A 26997-nucleotide genomic window follows, 5' to 3' on the forward strand; every position below is an offset into this window, starting at 1 on the left:
GGGGCCTACCTGCTCCCCGCTGGCGCGGTGGTGGTGGCGACGGCGGTGGCCAGCGCTGCCAGCGTGGCCTGCACGCGCGGCAGCTCGGCCGCCTTGGTCAGGCCCTGGATCTGCTGCAGCAGCGTGGCGGCGGCCTGGGTGCGGCGCGAGGCGGGGTCGAACCAGGCGCCCAGCGCGCCTTGGGCGGCGGCCAGGTCGGCGCGGGCGGACTCGTACTGGCGCGCCAGCAGGCCCAGGCGCGCGCCCTGCAGGCGCAGCTTGAGGTTCTCGCGCACGAAGAAAGCCTGCTCGGGGCTGAGCATGCTGGCCTCGGGCCGCTCGACGCGGCTGACGCGCAGCAGCTCGTGCGCCTCGCCCAGGAACGCGTGCCACCAGCGGCCCCACCACGATTCGGGCGGCTCGGCGGCGTCGCCGCGCGGCGACGGGTCCTGCGCGGCGTGGCCGACGTCGTTGGCCAGGGGCAGATCGTCCACCTGGCGCAGCAGCTGGTCGATGCGCGCCAGCAGGCCGGCGGTGTCGGGGATGCTGGCGGCCTTGACGCGCTCCAGATCCTTGCCGACGGCGCGTGCCACCGGCGCCAGGCGCGGGTCGGTGCTGCGGGCCAGGCGCCGCTCGGCGGTGCGCAGCGCGGCCAGCAGGGGCTCGACGCTGCCGGTGAGCTGCGTCTGGTCCTGCGCCACGCGCAGCGCGGCCTCCAGCTCGACCGCCAGGTTCTCGTCGCGCACGCGGGCGACGGTCTGCACCAGGTCTTCGAGCTGCGCGCGGTAGGCGCTCATGTCGCCGACACGGCTTTCCAGCACGGCCACCTTGGCGGCGGTGTCGCGCACCGTCTCCTCGGCCTGGCGCGCCAGCGTGCGCGCCTCCACCGACTTGCTGCCGGCGTCGGCGCTCTGGCGCGCCAGCTGCTGCTGCATGCCATCGACCTTCATCCACAGCAGCACGCCGACGGTGATGGCCACGGCGGCCAGCAGCCACGCCGCCACCAGGCCGGGCTGCAGGCCGGCGTGGCGCGCGTGCGGCGCGGGCGTGGGTGCCGGACTCGCCTGCGCGTTCGTCGGCTCGGGATTCATGCGCCGGATTCTATCGACGCCACCACCGCGTCGAGGCTCGGCGGCACGTCGCGCACGCGGCCGAAACCGGCGGCGCGCGCGGCCTCGGCGATGCGCGGGTGCGTGGCCAGCGCGGCGGCGGCCGACCAGTCCTGCGCCGGCAGCGCGGCGCGCAGGTTGGCGATGGCCTCGGAGCTGCTGAACAGCCAGCGGCTGCCGCCCTGCGCCGCGGCTTCGGCCAGCGCGCGCTGCGCGGCGTCCAGCACGGGCGCGCGGCGGCGGTAGGCGACGACCTGATCCACCACGGCGCCGGCGGCGCGCAGCTGCTCGGCCAGCCAGTGGCGGCCGGCGAGGCGGCCCTGGGCATCGCCGCCGCGCACGATCAGCACGCGCAGGCCGGGGCGGATTCTGGTGCTGCACACGGGCCCACAGCGCTTCGGAATCGAACTGCGTGTTGTCCGGTGGCGGCGCGTCGAGGCGCCCGGGCGGCCAGCCGGCCGCCAGCACGGCGCGCGTGGTGCCGGGGCCGGTGGACCATGCTCTTGTATTAATAGCTGTCAGCGCTTGCTGGACGGGCGTTAGAGGCGTTTTTTCCTTAAAAAAACCATGCGCGGCATTGGCGCTGACGAACATCGCCGCGTGGTAGCCGTGCAGCGCTTCGCGCGCGGCGGCCAGCGGGCCGGCGAAGGGCTCCGGCGTGATCTCGATCAGCGGCAGGGCCTGGGCATCGATGCCGCGCGCTCGCAGTTCGTCCACCCAGCGGGCGGCTTCGGCGGCGGGGCGGGTGACGATGAGGCGCGGCAACGGGTGCACGTCAGTTGTCCATAGCGCAGCACGCCACCCGGAGCTGATGAAACAGCACTGCACTCCTCCCTCTCCCCTCGCGGGAAAGGGCCGGGGAGAGGGGGCTGCGATGCTCAAGGCAACGCTGCGCTCCCCCTCTCCCCAACCCCTCTCCCGCAAGGGGAGAGGGGCTCGCGGACCGTGCGAAGGTGGGCTGTTTCATTTCAGCGCGCACCGCGTGCCCGCAACGCCTCGGCCACGCGTTGACCCAGCGCAGCAGCCTGTTCCAGATCACCGACCTGCGCCTCGCCCTGCGCGGTGACCAGGGCCGCGCTGCCTTCCGGGTCACCCCATGCGGCACGCAGGTGCAAGCACCCGCCGTCCAGCGTGGCGTGCGCGGCCAGCGGCATCGAGCAACTGCCGCCCAGGGCGCGACTGACGGCGCGCTCGGCCGCGACGGCCAGCCACGTCGTCTGGTCCGCCAGCGGCGCCAGCGCATCGGCCAGCTCGGGGCGGCCGGCGCGCGTCTCGATGCCGAGCGCGCCCTGCCCGGCGGCGGGCAGCATCTCGTCGGTGGAGAACACGTGGCGGATGCGCTCGGCCAGGCCCAGGCGCTTGAGGCCGGCGGCCGCCAGCACGATGCCGGCGTACCGGCCTTCGTCCAGCTTGCGCAGGCGCGTGTCGAGGTTGCCGCGCAGCGGCTCGATGCGCAGGTCCGGCCGCAGCGCGCGCAGCAGCACGGTGCGCCGCAGGCTGGAGGTGCCGACGACGGCGCCCGGCGGCAGGTCGGCCAGCGTGGCGTGGCGCGGCGACACCCAGGCGTCGCGCGGGTCCTCGCGCTGCATCACGCAGGCCAGCGCGAAGCCGGCGGGCAGCGCCATCGGCACGTCCTTCAGCGAATGCACGGCGATGTCGGCGCGGCCTTCTTCCAGCGCCGTTTCCAGCTCCTTCACGAACAGGCCCTTGCCGCCGACCTTGCTGAGCGTGCGGTCCAGGATCTGGTCGCCGCGCGTGGTCATGCCCAGCAGGGTGACGGCATGGCCGCGTGAGGCCAGCAGGCTCTTGACGTGCTCGGCCTGCCACAGCGCGAGGCGGCTTTCGCGGGTGGCGATGGTGATGGGAAACGGCATGGGCGGGGATGGTAACCGCGCGCTACGCGGCTACTCGCCCAGGGCTTCGCGTACCGCCGCCACCTGCCGGCGCGACACCATCAGCACCTCGTCCACGCCGGCCAGGCGCACGGCCCAGCCTTCGCCCTCCTCGGGGTCGTGGTGGCGCACCAGGGCGCGGATGGCGTGGCGCGCCACCAGCGCGTTGCGGTGGATGCGCAGGAAGCGCGCGGGGTACTTGTCCTCCAGCTGGCTCAGGCTGCCGTCCAGCAGGTGGCTGGCTTCTGCCGTGCGCACGGTGACGTACTTCAGCTCGGCCTTCAGGTACAGCACCTCGGCCAGCGGCACGCGCAGCGTGCGGCCGCGCTCGCTGATGAGCAGCCATTCCTGCGCCGAATCGACCTCCCGCGCAGGCTGGGCGCGCGCCAGCCGCTCCACTTTTTGCAGCGCGGCTTGCAGGCGCTCCAGCCGCACGGGCTTGGTCAGGTAGTCCACCGCCTCGATCTCGAAGGCGTGCACCGCGTGCTCGGCGTGCGCGGTGACGAACACCACCAGCGGCGGCTCGGGCGCGGCGCGCAGCGCGGCGGCCAGTTGCAGGCCGTCGGCGCCGGGCATGTGGATGTCGAGCAGCGCCACGTCGAAGCGCTGGTGCTGCACCAGCGCCAGCGCCTGCGCGGCGCTGCCGGCCTCGGCCGCCGCCAGCGCGGCCGGCGCGCGGCAGTCGGCCAGCAGGGTGCGCAGGCGGGAACGCGCCAGCGGCTCGTCGTCCACGATGAGCACTTGCAGCGTCATGCGGCCGCCTTGGGTGGCATGGGCACCTCGATGCGCGCTTGATACACGTCGCCTTGCAGCGCGGTGCGGAAGCTCCCCTCCAGGTCGTGCAGCAGGCGCAGGCGGCCGTGCACGTTGTCCAGCGCGATGCCGTGGCCGGCGTCGCCCTGCCCGGCCGGCACGGTGTTGGTGACCTTGACCAGCGCCATCTGCCCGCGCAGCTGGGTGGAGATGCGCAACTGCGCGCCGTGGGGGCTGGGCTCGACGCCGTGCTTGACGGCGTTCTCCACCAGCGGCTGCAGGATGAGCGGCGGCAGGCGCGCGGCGTGCACGCGCTCGTCCAGCGCCCACTCCACGCGCAGCCGCCTGCCGAAGCGCACCTGCTCGATGGCCAGGTAGCGCCGCGCCAGCTCGATCTCCTGGCCGACGGTGGAGCTGCCCTCGTGCTCGGCCAGCGCGTGGCGGAACAGGTCGGACAGGTCTTCCAGCACCGCCTCGGCCCGGGCCGGGTCGTCGCGCACCAGCGCGATGGCGCTGTTGAGTGTGTTGAACAGGAAGTGCGGCCGGATGCGCGCCTGCAACTCGGCCAGCCGCGCCGCCGTGGCCGCCGGCGTGCTGCCCCGCGCCCGCCACAGCAGGCCCGCCACCAGCCCGGCGGCCAGCAGCGCGCCGGCGCAGGCGCTGGCCAGCCAGGGCGCCGGGCTGGCGAAGCCCAGCGCGGCCAGCATGCCGCAGGCCGCCAGCCCCGCCAGTGCGCCCAGGGCCACGCCCACCGCCACCTGCGCCGCCCAGGGCAGGCGCGCCAGCGGCGCCTTCATCCCGCACGCCGCCACCAGCCACAGCAGCGTGGCCGGCAGCGCGCCGCCAGTGACCAGCGCCACGCGCGTGAGCCAGTCCAGCACGCCGTCGGTGACGAACATCAGCCCGGCCGCGACCACCACCTCCACATACAACACGGCGCGCAGCACCACGCTGGCCTGGCAGGCGTCGAACACCAGCAGCGGCGCGGGCTTGCGCGGCACGCGCGGCAGCGTCCGCTCGGCGAAGGTCGATAGAATTTGCGAATCTTTCATGCGCTGCAAGGCCCTGCGGCACAGTGTAGGCGGCCCGCCCCCGCACTCGTCCGCCGGGCGCCGCCGCTGGTCGCCCGGCGGCGCCACTTCTTCACACCCCCATGTCCTCCAACCAACTCGACAAAAAATCCCAGGCCTGGTCGGCGCTGTTCTCCGAACCCATGAGCGAGTTGGTGCAGCGCTACACCGCCAGCGTGTTCTTCGACAAGCGCCTGGCCGCGGCCGACATCGCCGGCAGCCTGGCGCACGCCGAGATGCTGGCGGCGCAGGGCATCATCTCGCAGGACGATCACGCCGCCATCCAGCGCGGGATGAGCGCCATCAGCTCTGAAATCGAGAGCGGTGCGTTCGACTGGAAGCTGGCGCTGGAAGACGTGCACCTGAACATCGAGGCGCGCCTGACGCAGCTCGTCGGCGACGCCGGCAAGCGCCTGCACACCGGCCGCAGCCGCAACGACCAGGTAGCCACCGACATCCGCCTGTGGCTGCGCGGCGAGATCGACCTGATCGCCGGCCTGCTGCGCGAATTGCAGGGTGCGCTGGTGGCAGTGGCGGAGAAGAACGTCGAGGTCATCCTGCCCGGCTTCACGCACCTGCAAGTGGCGCAGCCGGTGAGCTTCGCGCACCACCTGCTGGCCTACGTGGAGATGTTCGCGCGCGACGAGCAGCGCATGCTGGACGTGCGCCGGCGCGTGAACCAGCTGCCCCTGGGCAGCGCTGCGCTGGCCGGCACCACCTACCCGCTGGACCGCGAGCGCGTGGCGCGCACGCTCGGCATGGTGAATGACGAAGGCGAGGCCTGCGTCTGCCAGAACAGCCTGGACGCCGTGAGCGACCGCGACTTCGCCATCGAGTTCACGGCCGCCGCCAGCCTGGCGATGGTGCACGTCAGCCGCCTCTCAGAGGAGCTGATCCTGTGGATGAGCCAGAACTTCGGCTTCATCCGCATCGCCGACCGCTTCACCACCGGCTCGTCGATCATGCCGCAGAAGAAAAATCCTGACGTGCCCGAGCTGGCGCGCGGCAAGACCGGCCGCGTGGTCGGCCACCTGATGGGCCTGATCACCCTGATGAAGGGCCAGCCCCTGGCCTACAACAAGGACAACCAGGAAGACAAGGAGCCGCTGTTCGACACCGTGGACACGCTGCGCGACACGCTGCGCATCTTCGTGGAGATGATCGGCGGGCAGGTGAATCCACAGACCGGCGCCAAGGAAGGCGGCATCACGGTCAACGCGGAGGCCATGCAGGCCGCCGCGCAGAAAGGCTACGCCACCGCCACGGATCTCGCCGACTACCTGGTGAAGAAGGGCCTGCCCTTCCGCGACGCGCACGAGACCGTGGCGCACGCCGTGAAGGCCGCGCAGTCGCACGGCTGCGACCTGTCGGAACTGCCGCTGAGCGTGCTGCAAGGCTTCCACCCGGCGATCGAGAAGGACGTGTACGACGTGCTCTCGCTGCGCGGCAGCCTGAACGCGCGGAACACGCTGGGCGGCACGGCGCCGGCGCAGGTGCGCGCGCAGATCGCGCGGCATCGGGCGCGGCTGGACTGAGCTTCAAGCCAAATCAGCCTCCAGCGCCCGACACACAAGCGCCAGCAGCTACCAATCCAATAGCAAACCATGCAAGGCCAGCTCTTCTCGCAGGACTTCCTGGCCCGCGGCATCCTGGAGACGCCGCCCTGGCAGCAGCAGGGCGCTGTGGCTTTCGACGCCTTCAAGGCCGACCTGGCGAGCATCTTCCAGGGCCTGGACGCCGCCAGCACCATCAACGAGGCGCAGACCGAAACCCTGGTCATCCACAGGGTGCTGACGGCGCTGGGCTGGGGCGACGACTTCCTGCCCCAGGTCAACCTGTCCGGCAAGCGGCGCGAGGACGTGCCCGACGTGCTGCTGTTCGCCAGCCCCGACGCCAAGGCCGCCGCCCTGCCCCTGCGCGACGACCAGCGCTACCGCCACGGCCTGGCGATCCTGGAGGCCAAGCGCTGGCTGCGTCCGCTGGACCGCGGCGACACCAGCGAGCCCACCGACCCCGACGCCCCCTCGTCGCAGATGCTGCGCTACCTGAGCCGCGCTGACGTGGTGAGCGACCGCGCCGTCAAGTGGGGCATGCTGACCAACGGCGCCGTGTGGCGCCTGTACTGGCAGGACGCCCGCTCGCGCTCGGAGGAGTTCTTCGAGGTCGACGTGGCCTGCGCCCTGGGCCTGCCCGGCATGCAGCCCGCGCTGGACGAGGTGCCGCCCGACCACGCGCTGCGCCTCTTTCACATGCTGTTCTCGCGCAACGCCTTCGCGCCGCAGGACTGGGACAGCGGCGGGCGCAGCCTGCATACCTACGCACTCAACGAGGCACGACTGTACGAGGAGAAGGTAGCCCAGGATCTGGGCGCGCGCGTGTTCACCGAGGTTTTCCCGCAACTGGCCGACGCGCTGGCGCGCGGCGACCTAGAGGCCCGGACGCACAAAGTCGGCTACGGCCAGTTCACCCGCCCGCAGTTCACGCCCGCCTACCTGGACGAAGTGCGCGAGGCCGCGCTGGTGCTGCTGTACCGCCTGCTGTTCCTGTTCTACGCCGAAGACCGCCGCCTGCTGCCCGTGCACGACGAACGCTACGCGCCCTACAGTGTGCGGCGCATCCGCGAACACGTGCGCGACCTGATGGACCAGGGCGCCAAGCTCTCCGGCACCGTCGGGCGCATCTGGCTCGATCTGCAAGGCGCCTTCACCCTCATCAACGTGGGTGACGACACCATCGGCATGCCCGCCTACAACGGCGGCCTGTTCGACCGCGCCCGCTCGCCGCTGCTGGAGCGCACCAACGTGCCCGACAAGGTGATGGTGCCCATCATCGACGCGCTGTCGCGCCGCACAGAGGAGGTTCTGCGCGGCTGGATCAACTACCGCGACCTGTCGGTGGCGCACCTGGGCGGCATCTACGAGCGCCTGCTCGAATACGCGCTGGTGCACGAGGTGCAGGCGCGGGACGACTACAAGGACAAGCCCGAGATCAACCGCATCGTGGCCCAGCCTGCCAGCTTCGCGCGCAAGATCTCGGGCAGCTACTACACGCACGACGACCTGGTACGCCTGGTGCTGCGCGAATCCGTGGGCCTGCTCGCGCGCGAGCGTGTGGCCGCCTTCGAATCCCACCTGAAGAAGCTGGGCAAAAAAGCCGCCCTCAACCCCGCCGACTGGGACGCGCTGGACGCCAAAGATCCCGCCAGCACCATCCTGGAGTTGAAGATCTGCGACCCCGCCATGGGCAGCGGCCACTTCCTGGTGGCGCTGGTGGACGACATGGCCGACCGCGTGCTCGAAGCCATTGCCCACGCCACCGAACAGGTCAACGCCCAACCCTGGGCTGCGCACCTGGCGGAAAAAGGCCGCCCCTGGCAAAGCCCGGTGCTGCAACGCCTGGCCGCCATCCGTGCCAGCATCAAGGCCACCGCGCACGAGCGCGGCTGGGCCGTGACCGACGCGCAGCTGGACGACCGCCACATCGTGCGCCGCATGATCCTGAAGAAGGCCATCTTCGGCGTCGACAAGAACCCCATGGCGGTGGAACTGGCCAAGACCGCGCTGTGGCTGCACACCTTCACCGTGGGTGCGCCGCTGTCCTTCCTCGACCATCACCTGAAAGTGGGCGACAGCCTGCACGGCGAGCGGCTGGAGACTGTGCAGCGCGGCCTGCAAAACCTGGGCGCGCTGCTGCTGCAAAGCGAATTCGACCGCCTGGCGCACGCCGGCCGCAGCCTGGCGCAGGTGGCCGACCTGACCGACGTGGACATTGCCGAGGCGCGCCTGTCCAAACAGCTGGCCGAAGAAGCCGCCGCGCAGATGGCCCCGCTGCACGCCGTGCTGGACTTCTGGCGCGCGCTGCGCTGGCTCATCCCCGGCTGGCCCGTCGCCAAGGCCGCGCAACTCACTCGCCTGCTGCCACCCGTGGATGGCCAGCCCCACCCCTGGCTGGAGGCCCTGGTCAAGCTGCTCGACCCCGGCCTGAACCTGGTCACCGTGCTGGGCGCAGGCGAGTTGCACGAGGCCAGCGCCGCCGCCCAGCCCGCCAACGCGCTGATGGCCCAGGCGCGCGCGCTGGCGCGGCGCGAGAGCTTCTTCCACTGGTGGACGGCCTTCCCCACCGTGTTCGGCGCGGGCAGCCAGGGCGGCTTCGACGCCGTCATCGGCAACCCACCGTGGGACCGCATCAAGCTGCAAGAGGTGGAATGGTTCGCCGAGCGCGACTTCGGCGTTGCCGCCCAGCCCCGCGCCGCCGACCGCAAGGCCCTGATCGCCACGCTGGAGCAGAAGAAGTCCCCCCTGTGGACGGCCTACCAGCAGGCCGTGGAGCGCGCCGAAACCAACGCCCGCGTGCTGGGCAACGGCAAGCAGGGCGCAGGCGACTACCCGATGCTGGGTGGCGGTGACGTGAACCTGTACAGCCTGTTCGTCGAGCGCGCGCAGGCGCTGATCCGTCCGCAAGGACTGGTGGCGCTCGTCACGCCCAGCGGCATCGCGGCCGACAAGGGCGCGGCGGCGTTCTTCCGCTCCATCAGCGAAACCGGGCGGCTGGGCGCGTTGTTCGACTTCGAGAACCGCAAGGTTTTCTTCCCCGACGTGCACGCCAGCTTCAAGCTCTGCACCCTGGTGTTCGGCGGCCCCGAGCGCCGCTTCGCGCAGACGCGCTGCGCCTTCTACCTGCATGCCCTGGACGAACTGGATGCCGACCCGGCGCGCACGCTGCTGCTGTCGGCCGACGACTTCGCTCGCGTCAACCCCAACACCGGCGCCGCGCCCATCTTCCGCAACCGGCGCGACGCCGACATCACCCTGGGGCTGTATGCGCGCCACCCGGTGCTGGTGCGGCACGGCGGCATGAGCGCCAGTACCGGCGCGCAGCCAGACGCGAGGGCCTGGCCGGTGAAATACGTGCGCATGTTCGACATGACCAACGACTCGCGCCTGTTCCTCAAGGAAAGCGAGCTGCGGGCGCGAGGCTACGCGCCTGCCGCACTGAACCGATGGACGAACAGCGCGGGCGATGAAGCCGTCCCGCTGTACGAAGGAAAGATGGTGCAGATGTTCGACCACCGCGCGGCCGACGTGGTGTTGAACACGGACAACCTGCACCGGGCAGCGCAACAGCGGCCCATCGAACCTCATGAGAAAGCTGACCCTGCACGGTTCCCCGCGCCGCAGTTCTTCGTGCAGGCGCAGGAGACCACCGCCAATCCCTGGGCCTGGGCGCTGGGCTACAAGGAAATCACCGCCCCCACCAACGCCCGCAGCATGATCGCTGCTCTGCTGCCCGGCGTGGGCTTCGGCAACAAGGTGCCGCTGCTGATCCCGCAAGCCGAGGCGCCACGGGAGGCTGCGCGCATCGCCGCCCTGCTGGGCGCCAACCTCAATGCCTTCACCTTCGATTTCGTGCTGCGCCAGAAGCTGCAAGGTCAAACGATCAACCTGTTCATCCTGGAGCAACTCCCCGTCATCGCCCCCGAGCGCTTCGACGAACGCCTGCCCAGCCGCTTCGTAGTCGCCATGCGCGAAGCCCGTCTGATGAACGGCCACCACGCGCATCCCACGGTGGCGGACTTCGTCATCCCGCAGGTGCTGGCCCTGTCCTACACCGCGCACGACCTGGCCCCCTTCGCGCGCGACCTGGGCTATGTGGACGAATCCGGCCAGCCGCTGCCTCCCTTCGCCTGGGACGAGGAAGAGCGCCGCGCCCGCCAGGCCGCGCTGGATGCCGTGTTCTTCTGGCTCTACGGACTGGACGCGCGCGACGCCGCCTACGTGCTGGGCACCTTCCCCATCGTCCGCGAACAGGACGAGCGCGACTTCGGCCGCTATTACACCAGCCAGGACATCCTGCGCCTGCTGGCCGTTCTGGCTTCCGGATAGCCGCCGGCGCCTTCCACGGCGACGATCCGCCCCATGTCTCGCAAAAATTCCAGCCCGTCCACACTTCCCGGTTTCGCACTCTGGTGGATGGTTTTTGCCGTGTGCGCAGGCTTACGCCTGGGTAGTTCGCTGCTGCTGTTCGCGGGAATCACGGTGCCGCCTGTGCTGCTGACGCTTTGGGTGCTGCGGCGCCTTTGATCGGCGCGACCTGGGCTTGAGAGGTACCCGCCTGCCGCGTGCCAGCATTTCTGCAGCCTTGGGCCTAACGCCCGGAACGAACGGCGGGAGTAGGCGATTCTATTGGACTGAAGCGAGGCACCTGCCCGCTGCGTGCTCCTTGCGGCGCCTTCAGCCAACGTCCGCGACGTCGGCAGGATGGGTGCACGGGTATCGACGCGGAGTCGGGTCTGCCTCAAGCCACCAGCGGGTTGCGCACGCGCAAGGCCGGAAAGCGGCTGAAATCGCGGTCCGCGCTCCACAGCTCGCGCACGCCGTGCGCCAGGCACAGCGCGGCGACGCGCGCGTCGTGCACCAGCGCGCCCTGTACCTTGCCCTTGCCCAGCAGGCCGCGCAGCTGCGGCCAATGCGCCTCGGTTTCCGAAAGCAGATGCAGGGTGGGCGATTCCAGCCAGAAATCGATCTGCTGAAGGGCCTGTGCCGGCGTGCTCGGCGGCGCGTACACGCGCGGATGGGTGGCGATGGCGTAGAACTCGTGCAGGCAGGGCCACGGAATCGCCCAGGCCGAACCGCCTTCGGCCAGTTGCCGCACCAGCGGCGCGGCGGCGGCATGGAAAGGGCTGTCGGCGCGGTGCGCGTACACCAGCAGGTTGGTGTCCAGCGCGATCATCGGCCGCTGACGGGGTCGTGGATCAGGTCGCGGATTTGCTCCCATCTCGCGTTCTGGAACTCGGGCGTCAGGCCCCTGCCCTTGACGCTGGCGTCGCGCAGCTTGAAGGGTTCCTCGGGCTTCTTCTCGGCCATGACCTTGCGCAGGCCCTGCTCGATCAGGGCCTTCATGGTCATCTGGTGGCGCTCGGCGTGGCGCCGTGCCTGCTGGAACAGGGGGTCGGGCAGTTCGATGGTGGTCTTCATAAGGGCACCCTCATCAATCAATATGGGCACCCATATTATCGTTGGAACCACGGTGGATGCAGAGGCGTCCAGCGACAGGCGGTTTGCTACCCTACGGCCCCATGACCGCCACCCCCTTCGCCCGCCTCCTCGCCCTCGCCGCCTGCCTGGCGGCCGCCCAGGCGCAGGCCCTCACCATCACCGCGCTCAGCCCGCAGGGCGAGGTGGCGCGCGTGCGGCAGGTGGTGGCCAAGTTCAGCGAGAACGCCGTCGCCTTCGGCGACCCCCAGGCGCCGGCGCCGCTGGCGGTGCGCTGCGACGACGCCGCGGCCTCGCGCGGCCAGGGCCGCTGGACCGGCGCGCGCGAGTGGGTGTACGACTTCGAGGCCGACCTGCCGCCCGGCGTGCGCTGCCGCGTGGACGTGGCTTCGGGGTTCAAATCGCCCTCTGGCGCAGGACTGGCGGGCGCCAGCAGCTATCAATTCCATACCGGCGGGCCGTTCGTGCAGCGCATCGCGCCGGGCACCTCGCAGCGCATCGAGGAAGACCAGGTCTTCGTGCTGCGCCTGAGCGGCCCGGCCACGGCGGAAAGCGCGCAGGCCGGCATCTGGTGCGCCGTCGACGGCCTGGGCGAGCGGGTGCCGGCCCAGCCGGTGGAAGGCGAGGCGCGCGCCGGCCTGCTGAAGGCGCTGGGGCTCGACAAGGACGCGGCGCGCGAGCCGCAGCGCATCCTCAGCTTCCGGTGCGCGCGGCGCCTCACGCCGGCCAGCCGCGTGCAGGTGGTCTATGGCAAGGGCGTGGCCACGCCCAGCGGCATCACCAGCAACATGGAACAGCGCTTCGCCTTCCAGGTGCGCGAACCCTTCACCGCCAGCGTCGGCTGCGAGCGCGAGAACGCCCAGGCCGCCTGCATGCCGATCCGCCCGATCGAGCTGCGCTTCAGCGCCCCGGTGCCGCGCCGCCTGCTCGAACACGCGCGCCTGCGCGGAGGCAAATCCGAATACAGCCCCGTGATCCCCGAGGGCGACGCCGACGCGCTGCTGGACCAGGTGCAGTTCCCCGCCCCGCTGCCCGAGCGCACCGGCTTCACCCTGAGCCTGCCGCCCGACCTGAAGGACGCCAGCGGCCGGCCGCTGGCCAACGCGGCCAGCTTTCCGCTGAAGGTCGCCACCGGGCCGATGCCGCCGCTGGCCAAGTTCGCCGCCGCGCCCTTCGGCATCGTCGAGCGCTTCGCCGAAGGCCCTGACGGCCCGGCGCTGCTGCCGGTCACGCTGCGCTACGTCGAGCCGCACCTGAAGGCGCAGGCGCTGCGGATCAGCCAGTTGCAGCCGCAGAGCGACGCCGAGATCATCGCCTGGTTCACCCGCGTGCAGCGCTACGACGCCTGGCTGGTGCCGCGCGCGCAGGCCGCCAAGGAGCTGGGCCTGCCGCTGCCGCCGCCCGTGGGCGAGGAGACGCGCGACATGGTGGAGTCGCGCACGCTGTCGCTGCTGGCGGGCAAGCCGGAGGTGACGGCCATCGACCTGCCGCCTCCGCCAGGCGGCGCGGCCGAGCGGCCGTTCGAGGTGGTGGGCGTGCCGCTGGCGCCGGGCTTCCACGTGCTGGAGCTGGCCTCGCAGCGGCTCGGCCAGTCGCTGCTGGACCCGAAGTACGGCGCCCAGCGGACGATGGTGGTGCGCACCTCGGCCCTGGTCACCAACCTGGGCGTGCACTTCAAGCTGGGGCGCGAAAACGCGCTGGCCTGGGTCACCACGCTGGACAAGGGCAAGCCGGTGGAAGGCGCGGCGGTGCGCGTATCCGACTGCCGCGGCAAGGCGCTGGCCAGCGCCACCACCGACGCGCAGGGCATCGCCCGCTTCAAGGGCCTGCCGCCGCGCGCGCCCCACTGCGGCGGCGACGAGTACATCGGCGACTTCCAGTCGGCCTACTTCGTCAGCGCGCGGGCCACGAGCGAAGGCGTGCAGGACATGGCCTTCACCTGGTCGTCGTGGCAGCGCGGCATCGAGCCCTGGCGCTTCAACGTGCCGACCAGCAGCGAGCCCCAGCCCGACCTGCGGGCGCACACCGTGTTCGACCGCACCCTGCTGCGCGCGGGCGAAACGGTGTCGATGAAGCACCTGCTGCGCACGCAGACCGGCGCCGGCTTCGGCCTGCCCAAGGCCAGCCCGGCCACGCTGGTCGTCACCCACGTCGGCAGCGGGCAGGAATACACGCAGGCGCTGGCCTGGCGCAACACCGCCACCGGCGGGCGCAGCGCCGAATCCAGCTTCGCCATCCCGCCCGCCGCCAAGCTGGGCGTGTACCAGGTGGCGCTGCGCGGCAAGGACGCGGACGGCGGCGACCAGCTGATCGAGACCGGCCAGTTCCGCGTGGAGGAATTCCGCCTGCCCGTGCTGCAAGGCCGCGTCGGCCCCGAAAGCAAGGAGCCGCTGGTGGCCGCCGCCAGCGTGCCAGTGCAGGTGCAGGTCAACTACCTGGCCGGCGGGCCGGCCGGCGCGCTGCCGGTGCGCGTGTCGGCCCTCACGCGCGACAAGGCGCTGCGCTTCGCCGACTACGACGCCTTCAGCTTCGATCCGCCGCGCGCCACCGATGCCACCACGACCAGCGACGACGGCGAGGAAGAAGCCGCCGCCCGCCAGGACCAGCGCGTGGTGGCCGACAAGCTGCCCCTCACGCTGGACCGCAACGGCGCCGGCAAAGTGGCGCTGGCCGACCTCAAGCCCGCGCCGCGCGCGCAGGATCTGCTGATCGAAGCCAGCTTCGCCGACCCCAACGGCGAGATCCAGACCCTGCGCGGCAACGCCACCCTGTGGCCCGCCGCCGTGGTGGCCGGCCTCCAGGCCGAGGGCTGGGCGTCGGCCCGGCAGTCGCTCAAGTTGCAGGCGCTGGCGCTCGACCTGGCCGGCAAGCCGCAGGCCGGCGTGCCGCTCGACGTGAAGGCCGTGGCGCGCATCACCACCACCAGCCGCAAGCGCATGGTGGGCGGCTTCTACACCTACGACAACCGCACCGAGACCAGGGACCTGGGCACCGTCTGCACCGGCAGCAGCGATGCGCGCGGCCTGCTGGTGTGCGACGTGAAGCTGTCGCAGCCGGGCGAGGTGGAGCTGATCGCCAGCGCGCGCGACGGCCAGGGCCGCAGCGCGCGCGCCGCCAGCACCGTGTGGGTCACCGGCCAGGGCGAGCTGTGGTTCGGCGGCGAGAACCACGACCGCATGGACGTGCTGCCCGAGAAGAAGCTCTACCAGCCCGGCGAGACCGCGCGTTTGCAGGTGCGCATGCCCTTCCGCTACGCCACCGCATTGGTCGCCGTCGAACGCGAGGGCATCGTGCACACCGAGGTGGTGGAGCTGCGCGGCGACGACCCCACGGTGACGCTGAAGGTCGATGAAGCCTGGGGCCCCAACGTGTACGTCAGCGTGCTGGCGCTGCGCGGGCGCCTGCGCGAAGTGCCGTGGTACAGCTTCTTCACCTGGGGCTACAAGGCGCCGCGCGACTGGTGGCGCGCCTTCTGGCACGAGAGCAAGGACTTCGCCCCCGCCACGCCGCTGGTGGACCTGAGCAAGCCCGCGTTCCGCCTCGGCATGGCCGAGATCCGCGTCGGCACCCAGGCGCACGAGCTGGCGGTGGAGGTGAAAGCGGACAAAGACAGCTACCCGGTGCGCGGCAAGGCGCAGGTCAGCATCCAGGTCAAGCGCCCCGACGGCCAGCCCGCCGCCAACGCCGAGGTGGCGCTGGCCGCCGTCGATCAGGCGCTGCTGGAGCTGATGCCCAACGGCAGCTGGAAGCTGCTGGAGGCCATGCTCCAGCGCCGCGCCTGGGGCGTGGAGACGGCCACCGCGCAGATCGAGATCGTCGGCCGCCGCCACTACGGCCGCAAGGCCGTGCCCGCCGGCGGCGACGGTGGCGGCAAGAGCCCCACGCGCGAGCTGCTCGACACTCTGCTGCTGTGGCAGCCGCGCATCCCGCTGGATGCGCGGGGCCAGGCCAAGGTGGAGGTGCCGCTGAACGACGCGCTGACCAGCTTCCGCATCGTCGCCGTGGCCGACGCCGGCACCGGCCTGTTCGGCACCGGCGAGACCAGCGTGCGCGCCACGCAGGACTTGCAGATTATCAGCGGCCTGCCGCCGCTGGTGCGGGGCGGCGATGAGTTCCGCGCCCTGCTCACCCTGCGCAACACCACCGGCCAGCCGATGAAGGTGGAAGTCGCCCCGCGCGCCACGCGGCTCGACCTGAAAGCGCAGACGGTGGACATCCCCGCCGGCGAGGCGCGCGAACTGCACTGGGACGTGACCGCGCCGCCGCAGCTCGCCGCCACGCGCGCCGAGGCCCTCCTGTGGGAGATCGAGGCGCGCGACACCGCCGGCGGCGCCCGCGATGCGCTCAAGGTCAGCCAGCGCATCGTGCCCGCCGTGCCGCTCACCGTGCAGCAGGCCGCGCTGGTGCAACTCGACGGCCCCTACACCCTCCAGGTCGCCGCGCCCGCCAACGCGCTGCCCGCCAGCGGTGCCAAGCGCGGCGGCCTGCAACTGGCCCTGCAACCCTGGCTGGCCGAGGGCCTGCCCGGCGTGCGCGACTGGCTCCTGCGCTACCCCTACGCCTGCCTGGAGCAGAACACCAGCAAGGCCATCGGCCTGCGCGACGAGAAGCTCTGGCAGCAGACGGCCGCGCAGCTGCCCGCCTACCTGGACGGCGACGGCCTGGCCGGCTACTTCCCGCCGCAGGATGGCGACGCCGACCAGGGCAGCGACACCCTCACCGCCTGGCTGCTGGCCGCCACGCACGAGGCCGCCCAGCTGCACCCCGCCTTCGCCCTGCCCGACGAGGCCCGCGCGCGCATGCTCGCCGGCCTCGCCGCCTTCGTCGAAGGCCGCATCGAGCGCAAGCACTGGTCGCCGCGAGACGACCTGGGCGTGCGCAAGCTGGCCGCCATCGAGGCGCTGGCGCGCCACGGCGCCGCTAAACCGGCAATGGTCAGCACGCTGAGCATCGCGCCCAACCAGTGGCCGACCAGCGCCGTGATCGACTGGATCAGCGTGCTGCAACGCATGCCCCGCATCGACGGCCAGCCGCGCCTGCTGGCCGAGGCCCGGCAGGTGCTGCGCGCGCGCCTGTCCACGCAGGGCACGCGCCTGGTCTTCAGCACCGAGCAGGACGACCACTGGTGGTGGCTGATGGCCGGCGGCGACGTCAACGCCGCGCGCCTGCTGCTGACGGTGATGGACGATGCCGCCTGGAAGGACGACCTCGGCCGCCTGGTGGCCGGCTTCATCGCCCGCCAGCAAGGCGGCGCCTGGTCCACCACCACCGCCAACCTGTGGGGCGGGCTGGCGCTGGAGCGCTTCTCGCGCGCGCACGAATCCGCGCCCGTCGCCGGCGCCACGCGTGCCAGCCTGGGCGGCGCCGCGGCCGAGGTGGACTGGGCCAAGGTCACGCGCCCGGCCGGCGGGCCGATGGCGCACAACACCATGCAGCTGCCCTGGCCCGAGGGCGCCGCGCCGCTCGCCGTCACCCACGCCGGCAGCGGCAAGCCGTGGCTCACGCTGCAATCGCTGGCCGCCATCGACCTGAAGGCGCCGCAGGCTTCGGGCTACCGGATCAGGCGCACGGTGACGCCCATCGAGCAGGCCGACAAGTCGCTGCCCGCCGGCCAGTACACGCGCGGCGACGTGCTGCGCATGACGCTGGAGATCACCGCCGCCAGCGACATGACCTGGGTGGCGGTCAACGACCCGGTGCCCGCCGGTGCCACGCTGCTGGGCAGCAGCCTGGGGCGCGACTCGGCCATCGCCACGGCGGGCGAGAAGGCCCCGCGCGGCGCGCGGCCCGCTTTCGAGGAGCGCGGCTTCGAGGCGTACCGCGCCTACTACGCCTTCCTGCCCAAAGGCACGGCCACGCTGGACTACACGCTGCGGCTGAACAGCGCCGGCACCTTCCAGTGGCCGCCGACCCGGGTGGAGGCGCTCTATGCGCCCGAGATGTTCGGCGTGGCGCCGAATGCGGCGATCACCGTGAAGGCGCCTTGAAACTACAGTTTCTGTAGCTGCCAGCGCTTGCTGGGCGGGCGCTGGAGGCCAATTCGATATGTATCCGGCGCGGTGGATGCGTTCAGGCCGTCAACGCCTTGCGCAGCAGCGCGCAGGCCGATGGCACCGGCTCGACGATGACGCCGATGCCCAGCTCCGCCAGCCGGCGGGCGGTCGCGCTCAAGGGGCCGCCGCCGATGATCACGGCCTCGGCCCCCTTGCCGACGCATGCCTGCACGGCATCCCGAAGCTCCTCGAACTGCCGCTCGGGGTCGGCGGCCAGCGCCGTCGGTTCCGACCGGGTCACGCTGACGCCGACGAAGCGCGCGCCTCCCCTGGCCGACTCCACCATCGCGTTGATCGGCGGCACCAGGCCCGGGGTGCTGGTGGCGATGCCGAAGCTGCGGCCGCCGGCCGAGGCCGCCAGGATGGACGCCCTGCCGATGCCGACCACCGGAATGTCCAGCAGGTCTTCGAGGATGTCGCGCCCCGGGTCGCCATAGGCGGCGACCACCAGGCCGGCGATGCCGTCGTCCTCCTGCAGGGCGCGCAGCGCGGCGGCGACGACGTAGCGGCGCGACTGCCGCAGCGCGGTCTCCTCGACGATCATCCGGGGGCCGCCCGCCGCCGTCGCCCCGACCACCTCGAACCCGGGCAGCTCGGCCTGCGCGAGCCGGCACATCATCTGCGTGGTCGCCTCGTTCGAATTCGGGTTGACCAGCAGCACGCGCTGCCTGCTCATCGCGCGGCTTCCAGCACTTCGTCCTCTTCCTCCAGCGGCTGCCCGAGCGTTTCCCGGATGAACTGGATGACGAGGCCGATGACGAGGAACAGGCAGGCCAGCATGGCGAACATCGACGCCAGCCCGTAGGCATCGAAGATCCTGCCGGCGATCATCGGGAACAGGCCGCCGGACAGCGAGCCCACCGCCAGGATGAAGGCGGTGCCGAAGCCGCGGATGCGGGTGGGGTAGTTCTCGGGGGCGAACACCCAGATGGTGGTGTTGCAGATGATGACCGCGAAGTTGAATATCCAGCCGCAGACGATGATCATGCCGATGGTCGATCCGCCCATGGCGCCGAGCACCCCCGCGGCGGTCAGGCCGATCGCCGCCGCGATGCTCAGCGTGACCTTGCGGGGCAGGCGGCGGGCGAAGAACGCCGCCGTCAGCGCGCCCACCAGCGAGCCCGACTGCATCACCAGCGTGTACCACAGCGAGGTGTTCACCGTGTAGCCCGAAGCCACGAGGATCGTCGTCATCAGGGTGAGCACCGAGAACTGGGCGGCGTAGGAGCAGGCCACGCCGATCGCCAGCACGATGGTGCGCCGCAGGTACTTGCCGCGGAAGATGTCCAGGCGCGTGCCCTCCAGCCCGGGCGCCAGCGCCGGCACCATTTGCCGGTGGGCGGTCTCCGTGGCATCCGGCTTGGTGATGTATTCGGTCACCTCCACGTGCTTCTGGGTCAGGTTGCCGGTGGCCAGGCGGGAGATGACCTCGTTCGCCTCGTGGATCTTGCCCTGCTGCGCCAGGAAGCGCGGCGTCTCCGGCACCCAGCGGCGGAAGAAGATCACCAGCAGCGCGGGAATGAACAGCAGCCCGAACACCCAGCGCCAGCGGTCGTCCCCCGGAAAGAGGGTGAAGACCAGGATGCCGAAGGCCGGCGCCAGCATGTTGCCGAAACCCGCCGCCGTCACGTTGATGAGGGCCACCGCCGTGCCGCGCTGCTTGGCGCCGAAGTACTCGGAGGCCATGACGACCGCCACCGCGATCTCGCCCCCCAGCCCGAAACCGACGATGCCGCGCCCAACCGCCAGCATCGCGTAGTTGGGGGCGAGCGCGCACAGCAGCGACCCCCCCGCGAAGATCAGCAGGTTGACGATCAGGAGCGTCCGGCGGCCGTAGCGGTCGGCGATGGCGCCCGTGAGCAGGCGGCCGAGCGCCACCATCGTGAAGGTGACGGTATTCAGGAACCCGATGTCGCCGGTGGTCAGCCCCCAGTATTTGCGCAGCACCGGGCCGGTGATGCCCACGGCGTTCTGCTCGAGGGAGTCGAAGAAGACGCCCAGCAGGAGCATCGCCAGGACGTAGTAATGGGCCTTGTTGAGCTTGATGCCCGAGTAGGCGTTCTCGATCTGTTCGGCAAGCGGCACTCGCGCGGAAGCCGGCGGCGCCGGGGTCGCGGAAACCTCCGCCGCTGCGCTGTGTTGATCACGGGACATGAGTTCTCTCCATTGCAAGTGATCGAACCGGCCGCCATGCTGGCTTGGTTTTCTCGGGGCCGGCCCTCCATAGAGATTTCAAATCGTGATTGTTTGATTTCTCCACCCGAAATGAGCGTAGCAGAGATGACAGGGGTTGCCCAGCGCTTGTTTAGAGTCCCCGTTCTTTTTTTCCCACGGGGCCGTCCCGATGAAAGACGGTGGCCGGAAAACCGGCCCGCGGCGCGTAGCCCCACGCGCCCGGCAGCGCGAAAGCGCTCGGCCGCGATTGCGCGATGATCGCGCAACATCCCGCGCGCCCCAGCTCGCGGGCTGCCTGACCAGGACAACGAGGAGCACACCATGACCACCACCCGCACCCAGGTCGCCATCGTCGGCGCCGGCCCGTCCGGACTGCTGCTGGGCCAGTTGCTGCACAAGGCCGGCATCGACGCCGTGATCGTCGAGCGCGTCAGCGGCGACTACGTGCTGGGCCGCATCCGCGCCGGCATCCTGGAGCAGGTCACCATCGACCTGGTGGACGAAGCCGGCGTGGGCCGGCGCATGCGCCAGGAGGGCCTGGTGCACGGCGGGATCGAAATGCTTTGGGGCGGCAAGCGCCACCGCGTGGACCTGAACAAATACAGCGGCGGCAGGCACGTGATGGTCTACGGCCAGACCGAGCTGACGCGCGACCTGATGGACGCGCGCGCCGCCGCCGGCCTGAAGACCGTCTACGAGGCGAAGAACACCGCCGTGCACGGCTTCGACACCGCAAAGCCTCACGTCACCTACGAGAAGGACGGCGCCACGCACCGCATCGACTGCGACTTCATCGCCGGCTGCGACGGCTTCCACGGCGTGTGCCGCGCCAGCGCGCCGCGCGCGGCGATCAGGGAGTACGAGAAGGTCTACCCCTTCGGCTGGCTGGGCCTGCTGTCCGACACGCCGCCGGTGTGCGACGAGCTGATCTACGTGAACAGCCCGCGCGGCTTCGCCCTGTGCAGCCAGCGCAGCACCACGCGCAGCCGCTACTACCTGCAAGTGCCGCTGACCGACAAGGTGGAGGAATGGAGCGATGACGCCTTCTGGCAGGAGCTGAAGCTGCGCCTGGACGACGAGGCGCGCGCGCGCCTGGTCACCGGCCCCAGCATCGAGAAGAGCATCGCCCCGCTCCGCAGCTTCGTCACCGAGCCGCTGCGCTTCGGCCGCCTGTTCCTGGCCGGCGACGCCGGCCACATCGTGCCGCCCACCGGCGCCAAGGGGCTGAACCTGGCGGCCACCGACGTCAAGTACCTGCACGACGCGCTGGTGGAGTTCTACACGGACAAGAGCGAGGCCAGCCTCGACGACTACTCGCGCAAGTGCCTGGGCCGCATCTGGCGCGCCGAGCGCTTCTCGTGGTGGTTCACGCAGCTCATGCACCGCTTCCCGCACGACGAGCAGATCACCGCCAAGTTCCAGCACGCCGAGCTGGACTACCTGATGCACTCCGAGGCCGGCCTGCGCACCATCGCCGAGAACTACGTCGGCCTGCCGCTGGACTTCGGCGCGCGCGTCCATTGATGGCGGCCTGCCGGGAAGCTTCAAGCAAAATCAGCCTCCAGCGCCCGCCAGGCAATCGCGGGCAGCTATTATTTTCATAGAATCCACCGATGGCCAGCTCCCCCCGCTTCCAGCCCCTGCGCGGCGTGCGCGCCGTCAGCCTCGCGCTCAACCTGCCCGGCCCGGCGGCGCTGATGCGCCTGCGCGCGCTGGGCGCCCGCTGCCTCAAGGTCGAGCCGCCCGGCCCCGCCGCCGCCAGCGGCCGCCCGGCCTGCGGCGACCCGATGGGCCAGTACAACCCCGGCGCCTACGCCGAACTGCACGCCGGCATCCGCACCCTCGCCGTCGATCTGAAAAGCGAGCGCGGCCAGGCCCGCCTGGCGCGCGAGCTGGCCGGCGCCGACCTGCTGCTGACCTCGTTCCGCCCCTCCGCGCTGGCCAGGCTGGGCCTGAATTGGCCGGCGCTGCGGCGCGCGCACCCGCGGCTGTCGTTGGTCGAGATCGTCGGCGCGCCGGCCGAGCGCGCCGAAGAGCCCGGCCACGACCTGACCTACCTGGCCGAGGCGGGCCTGGTCACCGGCCTTGAGCTGCCACCCACCCTGCTGGCCGACATGGCCGGCGCGCTGATGGCCAGCGAGGCCGCGCTGGCCTGCGTGCTGGCCGCGCGCACCAGCGGCAAGGGCCAGTGCCGGCAGGTGGCGCTGTCGCAGGCCGCCACCTGGCTGGCGCTGCCGCGCACCTGGGGCCTGACGCTGCCCGGCGGCGCCGTGGGCGGCGCGCACGCCGGCTACCGCGTGTACCCGTGCAGGGACGGGCGCGTGGCCGTCGCCGCGCTGGAGCCGCACTTCGCCCGCGCGCTGTTCGCGGTGGCGGGGCTGCCGGCGCCGGGCGCGCAGTCGCCCTTCGCGCCCGAGGCGCATGCGGCCGTGGCGGCCTGGGCGGCGGGAAAAACGCGGCGGCAGCTCGATGCGCTGGGGGCGAGGCACGACATTCCGCTGTATACGCTGAATCGATAGTTCACGCCGGCTCTTGATCGGGCGCCGGAGGCCGGGAATTCGCCCCGGCATGCAGCGCATCAAAAAAACAAGCCCCGCCGCACCATCGCCACCGGCCGCGACTGCGCGCTGTCCAATCGCACCGACGTGCACGCCAACCTCATGCACGGCCGCATCACCGGCGGCAAAAGCGGCACCAGCCACGCCGTCGGCATCCGCCACCGCGCCTGACCTCGGCAGCGCCGGCCACACGCTCCGCTAAGATCGTCCGCGACGATCTGGCGGAGTTTTTCATGGCGCTGCACCCCCACCAAAAAGAAGAACTGGCCGAACTGGCCGTGGCCGCCATGCGCGAGCGCGGGCTGGCGCCCGAGTTCTCGCGCGACGCCCTGCGCCAGTTGGGCGCCATCGACGAGCCGGGCCAGGACGGCCCCAACGTGGTGGACCTGACCGCCCTGCCCTGGTGCTCGATCGACAACGACGACTCGCGCGACCTCGACCAGCTCACCGCCAGCGAGGTGCTGGAAGGCGGCGCGGTGCGCATCCTGGTGGCCGTGGCCGACGTGGACGTGCTGGTGGCCAAGGACACCCCGCTCGACCGCCACGCGCAGATCAACACCACCAGCGTCTACACCTCGGCGCGCATCTTCCCGATGCTGCCCGAGAAGCTCTCCACCGACCTCACCTCGCTCAACCCGAACCAGGTGCGCCTGGCCGTGGTGACCGAGATGGTCTTCCAGCCCGACGGCGCGCTGGCGCGCAGCACCATCCGCCGCGCGCGCGTGCACAACAAGGCGCAGCTGGCTTACGACGCGGTGTCCGCCTGGCTCACCGGCGACGGCCCGCTGCCCGAGGCCGCCGACCGCGTGCCCGGCATGGACCAGCAGCTGCGCACGCAGGACTCGGTGGCCCAGCAGCTGCGCGCCAACCGGCGCGAGCAGGGCGCGCTCGACTTCCAGACCTTCCAGCCGCGCGCGGTGTTCGACGGCGACCGGGTGGTGGACGTGGTGCAGCAGGCACAGAACCGCGCGCGCCAGCTCATCGAGGAGTTCATGGTCGCCACCAACGGCGTGACGGCGCGCTTCCTCGACGGCAAGCGGCGCGCGTCGATCCGGCGCGTGGTGCGCTCGCCCGAGCGCTGGGCGCGCATCGTGCAAGTGGCCGCCGAGTACGGCGAGACGCTGCCGGCCGATCCTGATTCGCTGGCGCTGGAGCAGTTCCTGGCGCGCCAGCGGCGGCGCGACCCGTTGCGCTTCCCCGACCTGTCGCTGGTCATCGTCAAGCTGATGGGGCGCGGCGAATACGTGGTGGAGGCACCCGGCGGCGAGAAGCTCGGCCACTTCGGCCTGGCCGTGCGCGACTACGCGCACTCCACCGCGCCCAACCGCCGCTACCCCGACCTCATCACCGCCCGCCTGCTGAAGGCCGCGCTGGCGGACGAGAAGCCGCCCTACTCGCCCACCGAGCTGGAATACCTGGCCAACCACTGCACGCGGCAGGAAGACGCGGCCAACAAGGTCGAACGGCAGATGCGCAAGTCCGAGGCCGCCATGCTGCTGGAGGCGTGCATCGGCGAGTTGTTCGACGGCGTGGTGACGGGCGAATCCAAGGGCAACACCTGGGTGCGCGTCTTCAGCCCGCCGGCCGAGGGCAAGCTGCTGCCCAGCCGCGCGGTGGCCGTGGGCGACAAGGTGCGCGCGCGGCTGGTCGCCACCAACGTGGAGCGCGGGTTCATCGACTTCGAGCAGGTCGATTGACGCAGACAAGCCACAACTTGCTACCTCATTGATAGCTGCCGGCGGTTGCCCGGCAAGCGCCAGAGGCCGATTCTTCTTGCAATCGGCCAGCCGGGCCGCATGACCAATGTCATGTTCCGCCCCGGCCCCGCAATCCCTAGGGATGCTCTTCACGAATCAGTCACTCGCGTGCTTGGTTGAATCTGCCCGGTGAGCGAACATGCGCCTCATGCAGCAAGACAGCCTTGGCCTTGGCACCAGCACCCGCCGCACACGCAAGCGCGAGTTCCTGGATCAGATGAATCGCGTCATCCCGTGGGCCGAGTTGGTTTGCCTGATCGAGCCCTACGCCCCCGAAGCCGGCCGGCGCGGCCAGCAGCCCTTTGGCGTCGAAGTGCTGCTGCGCATCCACTTCCTGCAGCAGTGGTTCAACCTGTCGGACCCGGCCATGGAAGAAGCACTGCACGACGTGCCCGTGTTTCGCGATTTCGCGCTCCTGAGCAACTGGGGCGACGCACTGCCCAGCGATTCGAGCATCCTGCGCTTTCGTCGCCTTCTGGAGCAACACAAGTTGGCCGATCAGATCCTGGCCACCGTCAACGACCTGCTCAGCGGCCGGGGCCTGCTCCTGAAGGCCGGCACCGTGGTGGATGCCACGCTCATTGCCGCACCCAGTTCGACCAAGAACAAGAACGGCGCCCGAGACCCCGAGATGCACCAGAGCAAGAAGGGCAACCAGTACTACTTCGGCATGAAGGGACACATCGGGGTGGATGCCGAGTCGGGGCTGGTGCACACCGTGCGCGGCACGGCCGGCAACGTCAGCGACGTGCTCGAGGGCAACAGCCTGCTGCATGGCCAGGAAGAGGTGGCCTTCGGGGATGCGGGCTACCAGGGGGTGGCCAAGCGCCCCGATGCGAACGCGAAAGTGACCTGGCATGTGGCGCTGGGCCCGGGCAAGCGCCGGGCGCTGGATGTGGACAACAACCCCATCGACGCGCTCACGCACAGGATCGAGAAGCTCAAGGCCAGCGTTCGGGCCAAGGTGGAGCACCCGTTTCGGGTGATCAAGCGCCAGTTCGGCCATGTGAAGGTGCGCTATCGGGGGCTGGCCAAGAACACGGCTCAACTCAAGACGCTGTTTGCGCTGAGCAATCTGTGGATGGTGCGCCACGTGCTGATGGGACAGGTGCGCCCGCAGCAGGGATGAAGGGCCCAAAGTGCCTGCCAGGAGCGTGTGCAAGCGCTCAAAACAGGCTGCCAGCGCATTCATTCGGCTCAGCGGCGCGCAAGCGATGAAATTTCCCACCGCCTCAGCACATCAGCACGCTCGCATGGGATTGGTGAAGAGCATCCCTAGCATCGCGCCCCTGGAGCTATGGAGAACCCTTTGACATCGATCATCCCAATGCGCCTGCGCGCACTGTCGGCGCTGCTGGGCCTGGGCGCGGCACTGAACGCGCAGGCCGACATCTACACCTACCCCGCAACGGATGCGCCGTGCAACACCACGCTGCAAGCCTGCGTCAACGGCGTCAATGCCGCTGACAGCATCGAGCTGCACACCGACAACCACATCAACGAGGACGTGGTGATCGCCAAGGACCTGGAGCTGAGGGCCGCGCCGGGCAGGCGGCCCAGCGTGCGCACCGTCACCGCGCGGGCTTCCACCGACAGCGCGCAGGTGAGGGTCGATGGCCTCACCTCGTTCAACGGCGCCAGCCGCGTGCGCGGCGTCCTGAACCCAGGCGGAGGCGACCTGGTGCTCTACGTCGTCAACAGCCAACTGCTCGGCACGGCCCTGGACTCGGCGCTGTCCATCGTCACGTCCAACAACGCGGGCAGCTATGGCACCGCATACCTGTACGCCGAGGGCAACACCATCAGCCAGAGCGGCACCAACGACTACTGCGCGCCTGCCATCCAGGCGATCGGCCTGGTGTCGCGCCTGTCCATCGACATCTTCCGCAACGACGTGCTGGCCACCAGCCTGGGCCAGTGCGCGGCGATCAGCCTGTACAACGGCAGCCCCGATCTGCTGAGCGCACGGGTGCACAACAACACCGTGCGCGGCAACGGGGCGGATGCGGGCATCATGGTGCGCAGCGGCAGCCGTCAGATGCAGGCCGTCGTCGCAGGCAACCTGGTGGCCGGCGGCTTCGATGCCGGGCTGAGGGTCTCGGCCGACAACACCAACACCGTCGCCACCGTGAACCTGCTGAACAACACCGTGGTGGGCACCCAGCACGGGCTGATCGCCTCGGCCCGCTCCGACCTGGGCGCCGACATCACCGGCGTGGTGGCCAACAACGTGTTCGCCCGCCACCCCGTCTTCGGAATGCTCATCGGGGACCTGCCCCGCCTGCTGGACCACCACAACCTGGTCTTCGCCAGCCCCCAGTTTCCGGGCACGCGGCCCTACGGCCCGAACACGCGCCACGGCAACCCGTCGTTCGCCAACGAGGCCGGTGCCGACTACCGCCTGCGCGCCAACTCCGACGCCATCGACCACGGCGATGACGGCGCGGTGGAGAGCACGCACACGCTCGACCTGGACGGCCAGCCGCGCCGGGTGCGCGTGGTGGACATGGGTGCCTACGAGTTCCAGGGCACGCCCATGCCGCGCGCCGACGGGCCGATCACCCCCGTCCCCGCCACCGGCCCGTGGGCGTTGGGCTGGGGCGCCGCCCTGCTGGCGCTGGTGGCCGGCGCGCGGCTGCGGCGCCGGCGCTGAGGCCAT

17 protein-coding genes and 1 pseudogene are annotated in these 26997 nt (G+C 71.0%); 8 read left to right on the plus strand and 10 right to left on the minus strand.

Translation table 11 applies throughout. From position 1 onward, the window contains the following. Positions 1 to 5: 5 nt before the first annotated feature. From QM772_RS04260 to QM772_RS04285, 6 genes and pseudogenes are all read right to left on the minus strand, one after another. Positions 6 to 1070, minus strand: a complete 1065-nt coding sequence (locus QM772_RS04260) for a uroporphyrinogen-III C-methyltransferase (RefSeq protein ID WP_415139455.1) — start codon at positions 1068 to 1070, stop codon at positions 6 to 8. Beyond that, positions 1067 to 1471, minus strand: coding sequence for a uroporphyrinogen-III synthase (locus QM772_RS04265; RefSeq protein ID WP_415139457.1), 405 nt, complete (start codon positions 1469 to 1471; stop codon positions 1067 to 1069). The genes QM772_RS04260 and QM772_RS04265 overlap by 4 nt, the downstream gene beginning before the upstream one ends. A 115-nt stretch (positions 1472 to 1586) precedes the next feature. Continuing rightward, positions 1587 to 1916 (minus strand): annotated as a pseudogene (locus QM772_RS04270) (uroporphyrinogen-III synthase); the annotation flags it as partial. A gap of 140 nt (positions 1917 to 2056) precedes the next feature. After that, a complete protein-coding gene (gene hemC / locus QM772_RS04275) occupies positions 2057 to 2962 on the minus strand; it encodes a hydroxymethylbilane synthase (protein ID WP_415134214.1) in 906 nt (301 codons plus the stop codon). A gap of 30 nt (positions 2963 to 2992) precedes the next feature. Next, on the minus strand, positions 2993 to 3733 hold the full coding sequence (locus QM772_RS04280; protein WP_415134215.1) for a LytR/AlgR family response regulator transcription factor: 741 nt from the start codon (positions 3731 to 3733) through the stop codon (positions 2993 to 2995). Then, positions 3730 to 4785 (minus strand): sensor histidine kinase, encoded by a 1056-nt coding sequence (locus tag QM772_RS04285; protein ID WP_415134216.1) that lies wholly within the window; start codon positions 4783 to 4785, stop codon positions 3730 to 3732. Before QM772_RS04285 ends, QM772_RS04280 begins: the two co-directional genes overlap by 4 nt. 101 nt (positions 4786 to 4886) lie before the next feature. Between QM772_RS04285 and argH the strand changes: the two genes are divergently transcribed. Then, entirely contained in the window at positions 4887 to 6338 is a 1452-nt protein-coding gene (gene argH / locus QM772_RS04290; RefSeq protein ID WP_415134217.1) for an argininosuccinate lyase, read from the plus strand. A gap of 69 nt (positions 6339 to 6407) precedes the next feature. Continuing rightward, on the plus strand, positions 6408 to 10685 hold the full coding sequence (locus QM772_RS04295) for an Eco57I restriction-modification methylase domain-containing protein (protein WP_415134218.1): 4278 nt from the start codon (positions 6408 to 6410) through the stop codon (positions 10683 to 10685). A 412-nt stretch (positions 10686 to 11097) separates the two neighbouring features. Here the strand turns inward: QM772_RS04295 and QM772_RS04300 are convergent, their stop codons facing one another. Then, positions 11098 to 11532 (minus strand): type II toxin-antitoxin system VapC family toxin, encoded by a 435-nt coding sequence (locus tag QM772_RS04300; protein ID WP_415134219.1) that lies wholly within the window; start codon positions 11530 to 11532, stop codon positions 11098 to 11100. After that, positions 11529 to 11777, minus strand: a complete 249-nt coding sequence (locus tag QM772_RS04305; RefSeq protein WP_415134220.1) for a hypothetical protein — start codon at positions 11775 to 11777, stop codon at positions 11529 to 11531. Before QM772_RS04305 ends, QM772_RS04300 begins: the two co-directional genes overlap by 4 nt. 101 nt (positions 11778 to 11878) lie before the next feature. Between QM772_RS04305 and QM772_RS04310 the strand changes: the two genes are divergently transcribed. Next, positions 11879 to 17782: an alpha-2-macroglobulin family protein gene (locus tag QM772_RS04310; RefSeq protein WP_415134221.1), complete on the plus strand. Its 5904-nt coding sequence runs from the start codon at positions 11879 to 11881 to the stop codon at positions 17780 to 17782. A gap of 82 nt (positions 17783 to 17864) precedes the next feature. On the opposite strand, the gene QM772_RS04315 is transcribed toward QM772_RS04310, so the two are convergent. Together QM772_RS04315 and QM772_RS04320 are read right to left on the minus strand one after the other, a co-directional pair. After that, entirely contained in the window at positions 17865 to 18524 is a 660-nt protein-coding gene (locus tag QM772_RS04315) for an aspartate/glutamate racemase family protein (RefSeq protein ID WP_415134222.1), read from the minus strand. Continuing rightward, positions 18521 to 19933: an MFS transporter gene (locus QM772_RS04320; RefSeq protein ID WP_415134223.1), complete on the minus strand. Its 1413-nt coding sequence runs from the start codon at positions 19931 to 19933 to the stop codon at positions 18521 to 18523. Before QM772_RS04320 ends, QM772_RS04315 begins: the two co-directional genes overlap by 4 nt. A gap of 411 nt (positions 19934 to 20344) precedes the next feature. On the opposite strand from QM772_RS04320, the gene pobA reads away from it, so the two are divergent. From pobA to QM772_RS04345, 5 genes are all read left to right on the plus strand, one after another. Next, positions 20345 to 21547 carry a 4-hydroxybenzoate 3-monooxygenase gene (gene pobA / locus QM772_RS04325; protein ID WP_415134224.1) on the plus strand — a complete coding sequence of 401 codons (1203 nt, stop codon included), beginning with the start codon at positions 20345 to 20347 and terminating at the stop codon, positions 21545 to 21547. A gap of 89 nt (positions 21548 to 21636) precedes the next feature. Beyond that, the gene (locus tag QM772_RS04330) at positions 21637 to 22542 is read left to right on the plus strand and encodes a CoA transferase (protein ID WP_415134225.1); all 906 of its coding nucleotides are present in this window, start codon (positions 21637 to 21639) and stop codon (positions 22540 to 22542) included. Between the two features lie 272 nt (positions 22543 to 22814). Next, positions 22815 to 24278 carry an RNB domain-containing ribonuclease gene (locus tag QM772_RS04335; protein WP_415134226.1) on the plus strand — a complete coding sequence of 488 codons (1464 nt, stop codon included), beginning with the start codon at positions 22815 to 22817 and terminating at the stop codon, positions 24276 to 24278. A 208-nt stretch (positions 24279 to 24486) separates the two neighbouring features. Then, positions 24487 to 25467 (plus strand): IS5 family transposase, encoded by a 981-nt coding sequence (locus QM772_RS04340; RefSeq protein ID WP_415134080.1) that lies wholly within the window; start codon positions 24487 to 24489, stop codon positions 25465 to 25467. Between the two features lie 180 nt (positions 25468 to 25647). Beyond that, positions 25648 to 26991: a choice-of-anchor Q domain-containing protein gene (locus tag QM772_RS04345; protein ID WP_415134227.1), complete on the plus strand. Its 1344-nt coding sequence runs from the start codon at positions 25648 to 25650 to the stop codon at positions 26989 to 26991. Positions 26992 to 26997: the final 6 nt, after the last annotated feature.

The organism is Ottowia sp. (assembly GCF_047601385.1).
In the GTDB taxonomy this organism is placed as follows: domain Bacteria; phylum Pseudomonadota; class Gammaproteobacteria; order Burkholderiales; family Burkholderiaceae_C; genus Ottowia.

What these genes read in the sequence shown, in the direction of transcription:
- QM772_RS04335 (WP_415134226.1), top strand. Translation starts at nt 22,815, where the DNA reads ATGGCGCTGCACCCCCACCAAAAAGAAGAACTGGCCGAACTGGCCGTG.
- QM772_RS04330 (WP_415134225.1), top strand. Translation starts at nt 21,637, where the DNA reads ATGGCCAGCTCCCCCCGCTTCCAGCCCCTGCGCGGCGTGCGCGCCGTC.
- QM772_RS04305 (WP_415134220.1), bottom strand. Translation starts at nt 11,777, where the DNA reads ATGAAGACCACCATCGAACTGCCCGACCCCCTGTTCCAGCAGGCACGG.
- argH (WP_415134217.1), top strand. Translation starts at nt 4,887, where the DNA reads ATGTCCTCCAACCAACTCGACAAAAAATCCCAGGCCTGGTCGGCGCTG.
- QM772_RS04295 (WP_415134218.1), top strand. Translation starts at nt 6,408, where the DNA reads ATGCAAGGCCAGCTCTTCTCGCAGGACTTCCTGGCCCGCGGCATCCTG.
- QM772_RS04340 (WP_415134080.1), top strand. Translation starts at nt 24,487, where the DNA reads ATGCAGCAAGACAGCCTTGGCCTTGGCACCAGCACCCGCCGCACACGC.
- QM772_RS04260 (WP_415139455.1), bottom strand. Translation starts at nt 1,070, where the DNA reads ATGAATCCCGAGCCGACGAACGCGCAGGCGAGTCCGGCACCCACGCCC.
- QM772_RS04280 (WP_415134215.1), bottom strand. Translation starts at nt 3,733, where the DNA reads ATGACGCTGCAAGTGCTCATCGTGGACGACGAGCCGCTGGCGCGTTCC.
- QM772_RS04310 (WP_415134221.1), top strand. Translation starts at nt 11,879, where the DNA reads ATGACCGCCACCCCCTTCGCCCGCCTCCTCGCCCTCGCCGCCTGCCTG.
- hemC (WP_415134214.1), bottom strand. Translation starts at nt 2,962, where the DNA reads ATGCCGTTTCCCATCACCATCGCCACCCGCGAAAGCCGCCTCGCGCTG.
- QM772_RS04300 (WP_415134219.1), bottom strand. Translation starts at nt 11,532, where the DNA reads ATGATCGCGCTGGACACCAACCTGCTGGTGTACGCGCACCGCGCCGAC.
- QM772_RS04285 (WP_415134216.1), bottom strand. Translation starts at nt 4,785, where the DNA reads ATGAAAGATTCGCAAATTCTATCGACCTTCGCCGAGCGGACGCTGCCG.
- pobA (WP_415134224.1), top strand. Translation starts at nt 20,345, where the DNA reads ATGACCACCACCCGCACCCAGGTCGCCATCGTCGGCGCCGGCCCGTCC.
- QM772_RS04315 (WP_415134222.1), bottom strand. Translation starts at nt 18,524, where the DNA reads ATGAGCAGGCAGCGCGTGCTGCTGGTCAACCCGAATTCGAACGAGGCG.